At 61.3% G+C, this 14,132-nt stretch carries 16 protein-coding genes and 1 pseudogene; 7 read left to right on the forward strand and 10 right to left on the reverse strand.

All coding sequences use genetic code 11. From position 1 onward, the window contains the following. Positions 1-11: 11 nt before the first annotated feature. From ACFPTO_RS17535 to ACFPTO_RS17555, 5 genes are all read right to left on the reverse strand, one after another. A complete protein-coding gene (locus ACFPTO_RS17535; RefSeq protein WP_377713156.1) occupies positions 12-1,301 on the reverse strand; it encodes an NAD(P)/FAD-dependent oxidoreductase in 1,290 nt (429 codons plus the stop codon). A 154-nt stretch (positions 1,302-1,455) separates the two neighbouring features. Further along, positions 1,456-2,154, reverse strand: a complete 699-nt coding sequence (locus tag ACFPTO_RS17540; protein WP_377713158.1) for an RNA polymerase sigma factor — start codon at positions 2,152-2,154, stop codon at positions 1,456-1,458. A 10-nt stretch (positions 2,155-2,164) separates the two neighbouring features. Then, positions 2,165-2,530, reverse strand: coding sequence for a cupredoxin domain-containing protein (locus tag ACFPTO_RS17545; protein ID WP_377713160.1), 366 nt, complete (start codon positions 2,528-2,530; stop codon positions 2,165-2,167). 3 nt (positions 2,531-2,533) lie between these two features. Then, positions 2,534-3,067, reverse strand: coding sequence for a DUF4142 domain-containing protein (locus ACFPTO_RS17550; RefSeq protein WP_377713162.1), 534 nt, complete (start codon positions 3,065-3,067; stop codon positions 2,534-2,536). Further along, complete coding sequence (locus ACFPTO_RS17555) at positions 3,064-3,771, reverse strand: hypothetical protein (RefSeq protein ID WP_377713164.1); 708 nt, start codon at positions 3,769-3,771, stop codon at positions 3,064-3,066. The genes ACFPTO_RS17550 and ACFPTO_RS17555 overlap by 4 nt, the downstream gene beginning before the upstream one ends. A gap of 418 nt (positions 3,772-4,189) precedes the next feature. On the opposite strand from ACFPTO_RS17555, the gene ACFPTO_RS17560 reads away from it, so the two are divergent. The 7 genes from ACFPTO_RS17560 (at position 4,190) to ACFPTO_RS17590 (ending at position 10,351) form a co-directional block, all read left to right on the forward strand. Continuing rightward, positions 4,190-4,555, forward strand: a complete 366-nt coding sequence (locus ACFPTO_RS17560; protein WP_377713166.1) for a hypothetical protein — start codon at positions 4,190-4,192, stop codon at positions 4,553-4,555. Between the two features lie 25 nt (positions 4,556-4,580). Further along, positions 4,581-5,084 (forward strand): hypothetical protein, encoded by a 504-nt coding sequence (locus tag ACFPTO_RS17565; RefSeq protein ID WP_377713168.1) that lies wholly within the window; start codon positions 4,581-4,583, stop codon positions 5,082-5,084. 400 nt (positions 5,085-5,484) lie between these two features. Further along, positions 5,485-6,159: a histidine phosphatase family protein gene (locus tag ACFPTO_RS17570; RefSeq protein WP_377713170.1), complete on the forward strand. Its 675-nt coding sequence runs from the start codon at positions 5,485-5,487 to the stop codon at positions 6,157-6,159. A gap of 31 nt (positions 6,160-6,190) precedes the next feature. Beyond that, positions 6,191-7,219, forward strand: coding sequence for a phosphotransferase (locus ACFPTO_RS17575; RefSeq protein ID WP_377713172.1), 1,029 nt, complete (start codon positions 6,191-6,193; stop codon positions 7,217-7,219). Between the two features lie 37 nt (positions 7,220-7,256). Beyond that, positions 7,257-8,021 (forward strand): SDR family oxidoreductase, encoded by a 765-nt coding sequence (locus ACFPTO_RS17580; protein WP_377713174.1) that lies wholly within the window; start codon positions 7,257-7,259, stop codon positions 8,019-8,021. A gap of 24 nt (positions 8,022-8,045) precedes the next feature. Beyond that, complete coding sequence (locus tag ACFPTO_RS17585; RefSeq protein WP_377713176.1) at positions 8,046-9,296, forward strand: acyl-CoA dehydrogenase family protein; 1,251 nt, start codon at positions 8,046-8,048, stop codon at positions 9,294-9,296. A gap of 116 nt (positions 9,297-9,412) precedes the next feature. Then, positions 9,413-10,351 (forward strand): LysR family transcriptional regulator, encoded by a 939-nt coding sequence (locus ACFPTO_RS17590; RefSeq protein WP_377713178.1) that lies wholly within the window; start codon positions 9,413-9,415, stop codon positions 10,349-10,351. 152 nt (positions 10,352-10,503) lie between these two features. Here the strand turns inward: ACFPTO_RS17590 and ACFPTO_RS17595 are convergent, their stop codons facing one another. The 5 genes and pseudogenes from ACFPTO_RS17595 to ACFPTO_RS17615 form a co-directional block, all read right to left on the reverse strand. Further along, positions 10,504-10,797, reverse strand: coding sequence for a hypothetical protein (locus ACFPTO_RS17595; RefSeq protein ID WP_377713180.1), 294 nt, complete (start codon positions 10,795-10,797; stop codon positions 10,504-10,506). Between the two features lie 83 nt (positions 10,798-10,880). Continuing rightward, positions 10,881-11,678, reverse strand: a pseudogene (locus tag ACFPTO_RS17600) (efflux RND transporter permease subunit); the annotation flags it as partial. A gap of 209 nt (positions 11,679-11,887) precedes the next feature. Beyond that, on the reverse strand, positions 11,888-12,658 hold the full coding sequence (locus tag ACFPTO_RS17605) for a glycosyltransferase family 2 protein (protein WP_377713182.1): 771 nt from the start codon (positions 12,656-12,658) through the stop codon (positions 11,888-11,890). A 20-nt stretch (positions 12,659-12,678) separates the two neighbouring features. Next, entirely contained in the window at positions 12,679-13,395 is a 717-nt protein-coding gene (gene fabG, locus ACFPTO_RS17610; RefSeq protein WP_377713184.1) for a 3-oxoacyl-ACP reductase FabG, read from the reverse strand. Positions 13,396-13,448: 53 nt separating this feature from the next. Continuing rightward, positions 13,449-13,772: a phosphopantetheine-binding protein gene (locus ACFPTO_RS17615; RefSeq protein ID WP_377713341.1), complete on the reverse strand. Its 324-nt coding sequence runs from the start codon at positions 13,770-13,772 to the stop codon at positions 13,449-13,451. Positions 13,773-14,132: the final 360 nt, after the last annotated feature.

The raw sequence follows: 14,132 nt of genomic DNA on the forward strand, positions 1-14,132 counted from the left end.
TGCTTGCTCTGTCACACAACGTCGCGCAGGCGATACCACAGCTTGCCGAGCGCCTCCAGCGGCGCGGCAAACCGTTCGCCGCCCGGAAAGCGCGGATTATGAATGCTCTGGTAGAGCGTTATCAGGCGGTTATCGCCGAGAATCGCGTCCGTCACGGCGCGCGCCGCCGCGAGCGTCGGCAACACGCCGTGACCGGAAAATCCCTGCAGCCAGTACCGCTGCCCTTCGCACCCGACATCGGGCGTGCGGCGAATGCTGATGTCGATGTGGCCGCCCCACGCATAGTCGAATTCGACGCCGCGCAACTGCGGAAACGCGCGTTCGAGATTCGGCCGGATTGCCGCGGGAATGTCGTTCGGAATGCCGCCGAGATAGGTGCACGCACCACCAAACAGCAAACGATGATCGGGGCTCAGGCGGAAATAATCGGGCACGAACTGGTTGTCGATGACACAGCTATCGTGCGGCAGCAACGATTTCGCCAGTTGAGGATCGAGTGGCCGCGTCGCAATCTGATAAGTGCCGACCGGCAACACGCGACTCGCCATTTTCGGGTCGAGCTTGTCGATATAGGCGTTGCACGCGAGCACGAGCGTGCCCGCACGCACGGTGCCGCGATTCGTCTTCGCGACAAAACCGGAATCGGTCTCGTGCCACGTGAGCACGCGGCTTTGTTCGAAGATGTGCCCGCCTGCCTGCTCGATGGCGCGGGCAAGACCGAGCGCCAGTTTCAGCGGATTCAGATGGCCGCCCTCAGGATCGTAAAGCGCAGCGCGATAGCGGCGACTGCCGATCCATTCGGGCATCTCTGCTTCGGTAATAAAACGCAGCTTGTCGTAACCCCACTTCTGCACGGCTTCTTCGCGCGCTTCCTCCAGCATGCCGATGCGGTTTGGCTTCACGGCCGCCCACAGGCTGCCGGGCCGGTAATCGACATCGAAACCGTGCCGGGCGGGCAATGCACGCAATTCGGCAGCGGCCCAGCACATGCTGTCCCACAGTTCCCGCGTGCGTTCGACACCCAGCGAGCGTTCGAGCGGACCCATGTCGCACGACCAGCCGAGCAACGCTTGCCCGCCATTACGTCCCGACGCGGCCCAGGCCACGCGGCTCGCTTCGAGCACCGCGACGCGCTTGCCTGCGCGGGCAAGCCGCAGCGCCGAATGCAGTCCGCTGAACCCGCCGCCCACGATCAGAACGTCGACGCTGCATTCGCCTTCCAGCGCGGCGCGCACGGGCAATGTGCCTGGATACGCACGCGCGTAATAGCTCTCCACATGCTGAGTCGATTCGACAAACATGGCGACGTCCGTGAAAAATTATTGTCTGAATTTCATGAAAAACTATCATGACAATTTCACGAACGCAAATCGCCGTATTGTGCAGTGCAGCAGTCCGTGGAACTAAAAGTCGTCCGGACTAATGCCAGGGGGCGGCTATCAACGGGCCATGTCCTTACACGCCGTCCGTCGCGGAAATGCGTGACAGCACGCTTGCCACCACGCGATCGCAGTGCGCTCCGCCGAACTCAAAAAGATCGCGCTCGACCAGATCGATCTCTTGCGCGAGGGCCTCGCGAAGCAAGGCCTTCGCCCGGAAGTACCGGCTGCGCACCGTGGCGCCCGGAATGTCGAGACAGTGTGCGACTTCTTCGACGCTCATCTCCTCCACCGAGCGCAACACGAAAACAATCCGAAACGCCTCCGGCATCGCATCGAGCTTGCGCTCGATCAGTGCCCGCATTTGTGCCCGTGCGACGGCTCTATCGGGTGCGTCGGATTCGAATGAAGGCACGGCGTCGATCTCTTCGTTCTCAAGGGTGTCCATGCTCACAATCGGTACAACGTTTTGCCGCCGCGCGTGACGTCGCATGCGTGCGAGACACGCATTGATCACCAGCCGGCTCAGCCACGTGGACAGCGCAGCGTCGCCGCGAAATCCTGCGATCGAGCGCCAGGCGTTCAGGTACGCGTCTTGCAACGCATCCTCGGCTTCGACGTCGTCGCGCAGCGTGGCCCGCGCCAGGCGGTACAGCCGCTGGTTGTAACGACGCATCAGCCGTACAAATGCGGTTTGATCGCCAGCGGCCACACGGCGTGCGATCGACAGATCATCGTCGTGCGGTACGTCCAACCAGGCGGCAGGTTCCGTCATTGCGGCTCTCTCATTGCACGATCAATATGCCGTGCATCGTCGGATGAAGGCTGCATCCATACGGGTAACGGCCTTTCTTGCTCGCGTCATAGGACCACGATCCGTTCGCCGCAATGTCGCCCGAATCGAAAGTCTTCGCATCGGCCGTTGCGGTGTGGGCAAAGAGATCCTTGTTTCGCCATGTCACGCGGTCTCCGCGGTGCACGGTCAGTGTGGGCGGGTTGAACTGCATATTCTCGATCGTCACCACCTTCGTTTCGGCGCGCGCCTGAGCGCTCGGCACGAAACCAGCGAGCGCCGTCGCAATGAGCGCGCATCGCGGCAGCAACGCGAACCACCGGCCGCCCGTATCGGGGTTGTTGCGATTACCTTGCATCGTTCAGCCACCGCTCTTGCCGAGTTCCGCCTGCAGATGTTTCGCGTGTTCGAGATGATCCACGAACGCCGGTCGCACCTTCACAAGCAGCGCCTTCAATTCTGCATTATGGGCACTCGGTATCAAGGTTTTGTCCATCGCATCGATCACGCTTTGATGGTATGTCACCTCATGATCGACATAGGCTCGATCGAAGGACGCACCGTTGAGCGTCTTGAGGTTGGCGAGGTTCGCATCGCCGCCTTGCTGCAAGCTCTGGCTAGTCGGGTTGCTTTCCGGCTTGACGTTCAGCCTGGTAACGAGATCAGTTGCGGCCTTATTGACGCCGGTATGGTCCGTCACCATACGCTCGGCAAACGCCTTCACGTCCTTCGACCCGGACTTCGATTCGGCAAGCTTGCCGGCATCGATATCGACCTGGTTTGCAGTCACGACGATGGCCGCAATTTGCGGGTCGGTTGGCCCTGCGCTTTGTGCCCAGCCCGTCGTTGCGGTGAGGGCGATTGCAGCCAGAAATCCTGCCTGGGTGATGTTCATAAGAATTCTCCGTGTGGTTCTCGCGACACGCGCGAGCAATTCAGGCCCGCAAGCCTCATACCCCAATAGATGTCACGTCGAGCCGCGACGTTCCCACGTCTTATCGCCTCCTCGATACGGAAGGCCAGCGGAGCACGTTCTTCGAAGATGAAGAAACATCCCGGCAAATAGAAAATAATTCGAAAGAATTGTCGGGCCAAAATACGCGTTGCACGTGATTGCACCTGAGAATGGTTTGCAGTGTATTCGCGGCTTAGATAAATTTCATTCCCAAATATGACAGCAGCGGCAACCGTGGAGACGTCCACATCGAGCGGGGAGACACCCGGCTCGATCCAGAGGACTCTGCTCTGACACCTGCGCACGAGGCCCTGTTTCGCCCTGATATACCCTCGAACCGGTTTATCAACCCTCGCCTGGAACGTCATGCATCGCCCGCCTCGGCGCAGACGACACAACGGACGGCTGCGGACCAGGCGACGCTGAAGAATCAGGTCGAAGAAACCCGCCAGTCCATACAGACAGCGTTGGCGAAACCCTCCCCACTCGACAAACTGAGCATCTGGGGCTATGGCGAGATGTACTGGTCGCGCCCGACCCGACAATCTGAAAACACGCGCGCGGATTTTGCGCGCGGCGTGTTCAGTCTCGGCCACCCGTTCGACGACAAGACACGATTTAATTCGGAGTTCGAAATCTAGCACGGTGTGACGCCTTCGAGCGACCCGGGCGAATTCGAGGTCGAGCAGTTCTACTGCCCCACCTTCCGCCATTACCGTTCGGGCGGAAGTCGCCCCGCAGAAGTGAAACTTGAAGAAATCACGAGGCCGCAGTAGTTTTCTTTACATGAAGGCGTCAACCCTCGAACCACTTCGTATGTGATCAGGATGACTACGCTTCTGTGAAGCGATAATTTGCAGTGTGGTCACGTCGACGCGACAAGCTCTTCCTCAAAAGCCTTCGGCACGATTACGGCGGCTTACCGGCAAGTCCTCGAAGTAACAGCAGTAACATCACGTTTCATCGTGTCCGCGCCACCTACATCCCGCTCCGGCTTGGTATTTAATAAAAGTAGCGCAATTCGAGCGCGGGTCGGGCAGGTCTTGGAGCAGGACAGTAATCATGAACGGGCGAACCTTGTGCCGGCTGGCACTGGTGCTAGCCGCGATCACGGTGAGCGGTGCGGCATCGGCCGATCATCCGCATTTCCACGGGGGCCATCCCGGCTTCCATCATTCCCACGTGAGGGTTTTCATCGGTTCGGGATTTGCCTTCGGCTCCCCGTACCCGTTCGGCTACCCAGCCTACTATCCGCCTGAGGTGGTCGCCGTGCCCACCTCGCCACCCGAGTATATCGAGCAGGCCGACGACGTGGCGCCGCAGGATTACTGGTATCGCTGCAATCAGCCGGAAGGATATTACCCGTACGTCCAGGCGTGTCCGGGGGGCTGGCTCACAGTTCCGGCGCAGCCACCAGCCAGGAACTGACTGCCCCGAAGGATCAGGTGCGATCATGCGAACCTTTGCTTCCTCATGCCTTCTTGCCCTGGCCACGGTGACGATTGCTGCCTGCACGGCCATGCCGACCGGTCCCGATGTGATGGCATTGCCCGGCGCCGGCAAAAGCTTCGATCAGTTTCGGGTCGATGACGCCGGCTGTCGCCAGTATGCGTTCGGCCAGGTTGGCGGAGTCAGCACGGCGCAGGCGAGTACCCAAAGCGCGGTAGCCAGCGCTGCGGTCGGTACCGCACTCGGCGCGGCGGCTGGCGCGGCCTTCAACGGTGGCTCCGGCGCCGCAGTGGGAGCGGGGGCCGGTCTGCTAGCCGGCTCCGCGGTGGGCGCGGGCAACGCGCAATATGCCGGCCATGGCGTGCAACGCCGTTACGATATGGCCTACGTGCAATGCATGTATGCGCGGGGGCACCGTGTGCCAATTTATGGCCATATGGTCGCTGCACCGCAGACAGGACGGCCACCACCGCCGCCACCGCCGCAGAGCCCGCGCTCCGCAAAATAGGAGTCCCCTTGATATCGCGGCGTTTTACGGGGTAATCGTCCGCTTCGCGTGAAAGTCGTCAGTAGCATCTGTCGACTACCGAAAAAAGGGGCAAGGTTCCTTCCGGCCTGGGCGCGTTGCCACGGCGGTTCCCTGCCCGCCCGCACATCGGCCCGCAAGCTTTGCGGGCCGTTTTCCTTTGCCTCTTCAAGCTCGAATAACTTCGGTGATGTGGGTTTCTATGCGGCCTCGTGGATTCTACTGAACCTGACTATGCCGATCGCGGCGTGAAAGTCGGTGACGCCTCGTTCAAGAAGCAACCATCACCGCTGTGAATGGAATCATATAAAGAAAATAAACTTCATCAATGCCATCGCCGCCGCTAATCTGACGCTTCCTCTCTTCTCCGGCGAAGCGTGCGATGGCGAAACTCTATCTGGTACGGCACGGCCAAGCCTCGCTTGGCGCGGACGATTACGACCAGCTTTCAGCTAAAGGCGACCAGCAATGCCGCTGGCTCGGCGAACATTTCGCACGCAACGGCCTGCAGTTTGATTGCGTCTTCAGCGGCACGCTGCGGCGTCACGCGCAATCGCTCGACGCGATCCGTCGCGCACTGCCCGGCGTTCCCCTCGCGCACGAAGTTCATCCCGGACTCGACGAATACGATTTCCACGCGCTCTTTCGTGCTCTGGGCGACGAACGCCGCGACCTCGCCGAAACGTCCAAAAGCAGTCCGCGCGAGTTCTTCAAGGCGCTTCGACAAGTGCTGCTTCTGTGGGTCGAAGGCGCCCTCGATGCACGCGTGCCCGAAACATGGACCGCATTTCAACGGCGCGTCGCGGACGTACGCGAGACCATCCAGCGAAGCGGTGTGAAACACGTGCTCGCCGTCACCTCGGGCGGCGTGATTGGCGCGTTGACCCAACAGGCGTTGCACGCGCCCGCAGCAATGGCCATCGACCTCAACCTGCAGATCCGCAACAGCAGCGTCACCGATTGCTTCTTCAATCGCGAAACGTTTCAACTATCGAGTTTCAATTCCATCTCGCATCTCGACGACCCGCTGCGCCACGCGTTTCAGACCTACGGTTAAGCGAAGCGCCAGCAAATACGCACCAAGAGCCATGACCCGAGAATCCACCGCAACCTCGCTAGACCTCGAACGGCTTGCTGATTACCTGCAGCAGCACATCCCAGGCTTTCTCGGTCCCGTGAAGGCCAACAAATTCGCGGGCGGCCAGTCCAACCCGACGTTTTTGCTCGACACGCCTGAGCAGCGCTACGTTCTGCGGCGCCAACCGCCGGGGCAGTTGCTCAAATCCGCGCACGCAGTCGATCGCGAGTACCGCGTGCTGCGCGCGCTCGCCAACACCGGCGTGCCCGTCGCGCACACATGGCATCTGTGCGAAGACCGCGAAGTCATTGGCAGCATGTTCTATCTGATGAGCTACGAGGACGGACGCATCTTCTGGAACCCCGCCCTGCCCGAGATCGAGCGCGACGCGCGTGGCGACTATTACGCGTCGATCATGACGACGCTCGCCGCGCTTCACGACGTTGACGTCGACGCCGTGGGTCTCGGTGACTATGGTCGCGCAGGCAACTATTTCCAGCGTCAGATCGAGCTTTGGACCCGGCAATACCGCGCCGCCGAGACGGAACCGATCGCCGCCATGGATGCGCTGATCGCGTGGCTCCCCGCGCATTGCCCCGCCGACGCGCAACGCGTGTCGCTGGTGCACGGCGACTTTCGCATCGACAACCTCATCTTTGCGCACGACGCGCCACGCGTGCGCGCGATTCTCGATTGGGAACTCTCGACACTCGGCAATCCGCTCGCCGATCTCGCTTACTTCTGCATGTGCCTGCGCCTGCCGTCGAAGGGCAATATCGCGGGGCTGCGCGGTCTCGACCGCTCGGCGCTCGGCATTCCCGAGGAAGAAGAGATGGTCGCGCGGTACTGCGCGCTTCGCAGCCTGCCTGGCATCGAGAACTGGAATTTTTATCTGGCATTCAGCTTTTTCCGCCTGGCCTCGATTGCACAGGGCGTCAAGGCGCGCGCCCTGCACGGCAACGCCTCGAATGAGAATGCGCACGAGGTGGGTGGGATGGCCGGACCGCTCGCAGCACTCGCCGTGGAGCTGATCGACTAAAGCGCCACGCCATTGACCCGAAAGAAAGGAAACGACATTGAGCACGAATCTCTTTGACCTCACGGGCCGGATCGCGCTCGTGACGGGCGCAAGCCGCGGCATCGGCGAGGCTATCGCCAGGTTGCTCGCCGAACAGGGCGCCCATGTGATCGTATCGAGCCGCAAGCTCGAAGACTGCGAGTCGGTCGCGGCGTCCATCCGCGCGGCCGGCGGCAACGCCGAAGCTTTCGCCTGCCACGTCGGCCGCATGGAAGACATTGCCGCCACGTTCGCGCATATCCGCGAAAAGCACGGCCGCCTCGACATCCTCGTCAACAACGCAGCGGCCAATCCGTATTTCGGCCATATCCTCGACACGGACCTCGGTGCGCACAACAAGACCGTCGAAGTCAATATTCGCGGCTATTTCTTCATGTCGGTCGAAGCCGGAAAGATGATGCGCGCGCAAGGACGCGGCGCCATCGTCAACACGGCATCGGTCAACGCGCTGCAACCCGGCGACATGCAGGGCATCTACTCGATCACGAAGGCCGCGGTCGTCAACATGACGCGCGCATTCGCCAAGGAGTGCGGGCCGTTCGGCATTCGCGTGAATGCACTGCTGCCCGGCCTCACAAAAACGAAGTTTGCCAGCGCGCTGTTCGAGAACCGGGAAATCTACGACCGCTGGATCAACGAGATTCCATTGCGCCGCCACGGCGAACCACACGAGATGGCGGGCACCGTGCTCTATCTCGTATCGGACGCGGCGAGCTATACGAACGGCGAATGCATTGTCGTCGACGGCGGGCTGACGATCTGACGATCTGCACACAAGGAACCCATCATGAATTTCGCTTACAGCACCAAGGTCGAAGATCTGCTGCGCCGCTTGCACAGCTTCATGGACGAACACATCGTGCCGCGCCAGCGCCAGTGGCTGGATGAAGTGCGTGCGGGCCACTTTCCCGTGTCGTTCATGGAGGACCTGAAGGCCATCGCCAAAGCCGAAGGGTTGTGGAATCTGTTTCTGCCGCATTTGAAGGACGACGAGCCGGGCACGCGTCTCACGAACCTCGAATACGCGCCGCTCGCGGAAGTCATGGGGCGTGTGTCGTGGGCTTCGGAGGTCTTTAACTGCAACGCGCCCGACACCGGCAACATGGAACTGCTGCACATGTTCGCGACGCCTGCACAACGCGAGGCGTGGCTCGCACCGCTGCTCGAAGGCAAGATCCGTTCGGCATTCGCCATGACGGAGCCCGACGTGCCCTCCTCCGACGCCACGAACATCACGACGTCCATTCGCCGCGACGGCGACGACTATGTGATCAACGGCCGCAAGTGGTTCATCACGAACGCGGCGCATCCCAACTGCAAGCTGTTCATCGTCATGGGCAAGACCGACCCGGACGCCGAAAGTCATCGTCAGCAAAGCATGATTCTGGTGCCCGTGGAAACCGCGGGCGTGACGATCGTCAGAAACATCCCCGTCATGAATCACGTCTCGCCGGAAGGACATTGCGAGGTCACGTTCAGGAATGTCCGTGTACCGGCATCGAATCTGCTCGGCGAGGAAGGCAGCGGCTTCGCGCTTGCGCAGGCCCGGCTCGGGCCCGGACGTATTCACCATTGCATGCGCTCGATCGGTGCGTCGGAACTGGCGCTCGAACTGATGACCGAGCGCGCGCAGGAGCGCAAGACCTTCGGCAAATATCTGCATCAGCACGGCAGCGTGAGCGAGTGGATTGCGAAATCGCGGATTGAAATCGATCAGGCGCGGCTTCTCGTGCTGAAAACCGCCTGGCTCCTCGATACAGTGGGCGCGAAAGCGGCGCGCAAAGAGATCTCCATGATCAAGGCGCTGGTCCCGCAGATGTATTCGACCGTGTGCGACCGCGCGATGCAGGTATTCGGTGCGATGGGACTGAGTCCCGACACGCCGCTCGCCGATCACTGGACCTGGGCTCGCGCATTGCGTTACGCGGATGGCCCGGACGAGGTGCATCTGCAGGCTATCGCGCGCATGGAAGTCAGCACCAGCAAGGAACGGCTCGGCTCGTCTGCTGCCTACCTGAACATTGCGCCGCGCGATTAAAGCCCAATTAAAACGCAACAGCGGCGCAACTGAAGCACTACTTCGATTCACCGGATCGGCACGGACGCATTTTCACACTCCCGCTCGTTTATGATGTCGGCAAACGGAGAGTCTGAATGCGTCCACTGAAGCTGGATCTGAATCTGTTCGTCGTATTCGCGTCGATTTATGAAAAGCGCAATCTAACGCGTGCCGCTGAAGCGCTTTTCATTACGCAACCCGCCGTGAGCAATGCGCTCGCGCGCATGCGCAAGGCGCTGAACGATCCGCTCTTCGTAAGCTCGCCGTCCGGAATGGTGCCCACGCCGCTCGCCGAAAACATTGTCGGGCGCGTGCGTGAGGCACTGCAACTGCTCGAAGCGAGCGCAACGGCGGGCGACGTATTCGTCCCCGCCACATCGCAACGCACTTTCCGTCTGAGCATGCCCGATTTGACGGAGGCGATTCTCTTGCCGGCACTGGGCGAGCTGCTTCAGCAACAGGCGCCCGGCATGAACATCGAATGCTACTTCACGCCGCGCAGCGAAGTGGCCGCGGCGCTGGAAACGGGCAAGATAGACTTTGCAATCGACGTACCCTTTCTGGACGACCCGCATCTGCGCCAGGCGCCGCTCGGCAGCGACCGCTACGCGTGCATGCTGCGTCACGATCACCCGTTCACGTGCGACACGCTGAGCATGGACGACTACCTCGCGCTCGGCCATATTCAGGTGTCGAGCCGCCGCCAGGGAAGCGGCTTCGTCGACGCAGAGATGAAAAGGCTCGGCAAACAGCGGCAGATACGCATGCGCGTGCAACATTACATGGTCGCACCGCTCGTCGCCTTGCGCACCGACCTTGCGCTCACCGCGCCGATGCAGCTTCTGCAACGCCATGACGCGCGTATTTTCGAATTGCCGTTTTCACTGGCGAGGCTGGAATGGCATTTGTACTGGCATCGCAGCAAGGCGCAGGATCAGGCGAGCATATGGCTGCGAAGCAAGATCATCGACTTGCTGAGCGACCCGAAAATGCCAGCCGAAAAACCGAAGCGCAAGCGTAAGGCTGCCGTGTAGCGACACGTACTTCGACAATCCGAACACGTTCGGCGCGCAACGTTATCCAACATTTCCAGCCACAGAAAGATCAATAACAAAGGCATTCCGTTTCAGTTTGATTAGCATCGCAGGCCCAGTGGAATGACCATTTCGGCTCACTGCGACAGATGTCACTGCAACAACACCGGACTTTCCGCGCCCAGGTCGAGATGCTCATGCTCGCCGACCAGCGGCTGAGCCTGTTCGAATACACGCTGCGCTGCGTGCTGCATCGCCATCTCGACGCCCAGTTCATGCCTCAGCGTCAACCGCGTCCCGTGCAAAAATCGCCGCAACAACTGGCGCGTCCGCTGGCGACGGTGCTGGCGCTGCTGGCCTGGGAAGGCCAGCCGGAACCCGACCTCGCCGCCCGGGCTTTCGATGCGGGCATGCGCGGCTACATCGGCGGCGACCACAACTTCCACTTGGCCCCCTACGAGGCATGCTCACTCGCCGGGTTCGACGCGGCCCGGCAAACGCTCAGTCAATCCGTCCCGGCCATCAAGCGCAAAATCGTCGCGGCGATGCGCTGCATGACTTCCGAACCCGCGCCATGGCCGATCATGATGGGAATCAGGCCCGCAAGCACGACCGCAACCGTCATCGCCTTGGGTCGCACGCGCAGCACTGCCCCCTCGCGGATGGCGTCGAGCAGCGTGGCTTCGGTCAGCGGCTCCCCGTGTTCGAGCCGCCTTTTCAGCGCACCCTTCAGATACAGGAGCATGACCACACCAAATTCGGCGGCGACACCCGCGAGCGCGATGAAGCCGACCGAAGTTGCCACGGAAACCGCATGCCCCAGTATCCAGATGAGCCAGAAGCCGCCCACCAGTGCGAACGGCACGGTCGACATCAGCAGCAGCGCATCGGCGGCCGAATTAAAAGTGAGGAACAGCAGCACGAAGATAACGACGAGCGTGACCGGAATGACAGTGCGCAGTCTGGCCGATGCACGTTCGAGGTACTCGAACTGCCCGGACCACGCAATCGAATAGCCGGGCGGCAGCACGACCTTTTCGGCGACGGCATGTTGCATGGCCTTCACCGCCGACTGAAGGTCCACGTTGCGGATATCGACGTAGACATAACCGGAGAGCCGCGCGTTTTCGCTGCGAATCATGGGCGGTCCATCGGCGATCCGGATATCGGCTACATCACCGAGCTGGATCTGTGCGCCCCGGTCAGTCAGAACCGGCAACTGCCGCAGTTTTTCAAGCGAGTCGCGAACCTCGCATGGATAGCGGATATTGATCGGAAAGCGTTCGCGCCCTGCAATCACTTCGCCAACATCTTCGCAGCCCACGGCCGGAATCTTCATGGCGACACACTGACAGTGCTGCCGATTCCAACCCAATTTCATAGCCGCTTTTGTCGATGTGCTTGTGCATGCGCAACCATCCGGTTGCACGCCTGAGCAGTGCTATAAAACGCGCCTCGGGCTGATAGCTTTTGGGTTCAGCCACAGCGACTCGATTGCGACGCTTCCTGTGGACAGATCATCCCGCGCAGCGCGAATTACACGCCGCGTGTGAACCGGCGCACGATAAGCAACGGCAATCGCAACAGAAACCCGGCGACGAGCCGCAAATGCATCCACGTCAACAGCACGTTGTCGCGCACGTAATTGAAATGCGACACGCCGCCTTCGTGTGCCTTGTAGTAACGCACCGGGGCGTCGATGTTGATCGGGCGGACGCCGCGCCAGCACAGCCGCACGGCAACTTCCGGGTCGAAATCGAAACGGCGCATCCACGTGTGCTTATGCATGATCGTCGCCAGCGGCGCGATCGGGTACACGCGAAAGCCATACAGCGAATCGCCGATGCCCGCCCACAACGTTTCGACGTTCGCCCACAGGTTCGAAAGACGCCGCCCCTGCACGCGCACGCGCGGCGCGCTCTCATCGAACTTCGGCCTGCCGAGCACCATCGCATCGGGGTCGGCCTTCGATGCCGCCATGAACGCGCGAATCAAATCGGCGGGATGCTGACCGTCCGAATCCATCACGAGCGCATGCGTGAAGCCGCGCGCGGCGGCGGCGTCGATTCCCGCCAGCACGGCAGCGCCCTTGCCCTGATTGCGCGGCAGCACGACGACGCGCAGCCCTGGATCGCGTTCGGCCATCGCCGAAAGACGCTCGGCACTGCCGTCGGTGCTGCCGTCCACGATCACCCAGACCGGGTTCCACTGTTCGCGCGCCCTGCGCACCGTTTCGTCCACTTTCATTCCAGGGTTGTAACTGGGAATGAGGACAAGGTGAGTGGATGAAACATCGGCGCCAGCCATGGAACCACCCGCGCCACGATTCATGCGAGACCGCCATTGATCTGCAGGACCTGGCCCGTGACATAGGCGGCGGCATCGGACACCAGGTAGGCGACCATCGCCGCGACCTCTTCGGGCTGGCCCGCGCGCCGCGCGGGAACCAGTTGCTTGATGCGCTCGGAGGGGAAGGCCTGCGCGGCCATCGGCGAAGCGACGATGCCGGGCGCAACGGCATTCACCGTGATGCCGCGCGACGCCAGTTCGAGCGCAAGCGACTTCGTCGCGCCGATCAGGCCGGCTTTCGCGGCCGCGTAGTTCGTCTGGCCGCGATTGCCCATCACACCCGCCACCGACGCAATATTGACGATGCGCCCCCAGCGCGTGCGGATCATCGGCAGCAACAGCGGCTGCGTGACGTTGAAAAAACCGTTGAGCGAGACATCGATCACGCGACGCCACTGCTGTTGCGTCATCCCGGCCATCGGGGCGTCGTCGTGAATGCCCGCGTTGTTGACGAGGATCTGCACCGGCGCCTCGTCGGCCAGTTGCGCGAGCGCGGCTTGCGCCGCATCGGCGTCGGTCACGTCGAACGCCATCGCATGCGCGACGCCGCCCGACGCGACAATGCGCTGCGCGCACGCTTCGGCCTGGGCGAGATTGTGGTTCGCGTGGAGCCAGACCTCATGGCCAGCCAGCGCGAGCGCCTCGCCGATGGCCTGCCCCAGCGCGCCGCTGCCACCCGTCACGAGCGCGCGCATCGACTCATCACTCCCATGTGAGGTGCTCCCCGTGTGAACGACGTGCAGTGTGCTCAGCGCGTGCGATGCGCGGCGATATACGCGCTCAATGCGCCGAGCGTCGCGAAAATCTTTTCGTTATCCGGATTATCCGAACGCAATTCGAAGCCATACTTCTTCGAAATCAACAGCGCAATTTCCAGAATGTCGATGGAGTCGAGTCCGAAACCGTCGCCGTACAGCGGCGTGTCGGCCGATACGGTTTCCGGCTGGATGTCCTCCAGGTTCAGCTCGCCGATCATTAACGCAGCGAGTTCCTTTTCCAGTTCATTCATGATGCTTTCAGACGGGGATTTTGTGCGAGGGCGCGTGGGCTGCGCAGCTAACCCGGCATTCAGCCCCCACTCGAATAGTATATTTTGGGAACGCTAAATTTGAGTGCATTCTAGCCGAAGCGATATGGCCCGTATAGCGCGAATGGTTACAGACAGTTCGACCCTATGTCGCGCCGGATTGTCCGGCGTAAATGTACGAAACGCCTCATCCAGTGGCAGTCAATATGGGCTTATCCGGCATGCGCCCCCGCTGTCTTTCCTGCGATATCCCATACAAAACGTTACAAAATCCGTGCCCACCCGGTAGTCTCCCCCCTCGCGGCACTCTAAAATGTGGCCGCTGATACGCACCGGCCAATCCCCCGCCGAAAGCATTTTGTATGGCTCGATGGTTTGACCCGACGTCTCGCGGATCGGTCTAAC

The sequence above is a fragment of the Paraburkholderia denitrificans genome (assembly GCF_042655705.1).
In the GTDB taxonomy this organism is placed as follows: domain Bacteria; phylum Pseudomonadota; class Gammaproteobacteria; order Burkholderiales; family Burkholderiaceae; genus Paraburkholderia; species Paraburkholderia denitrificans.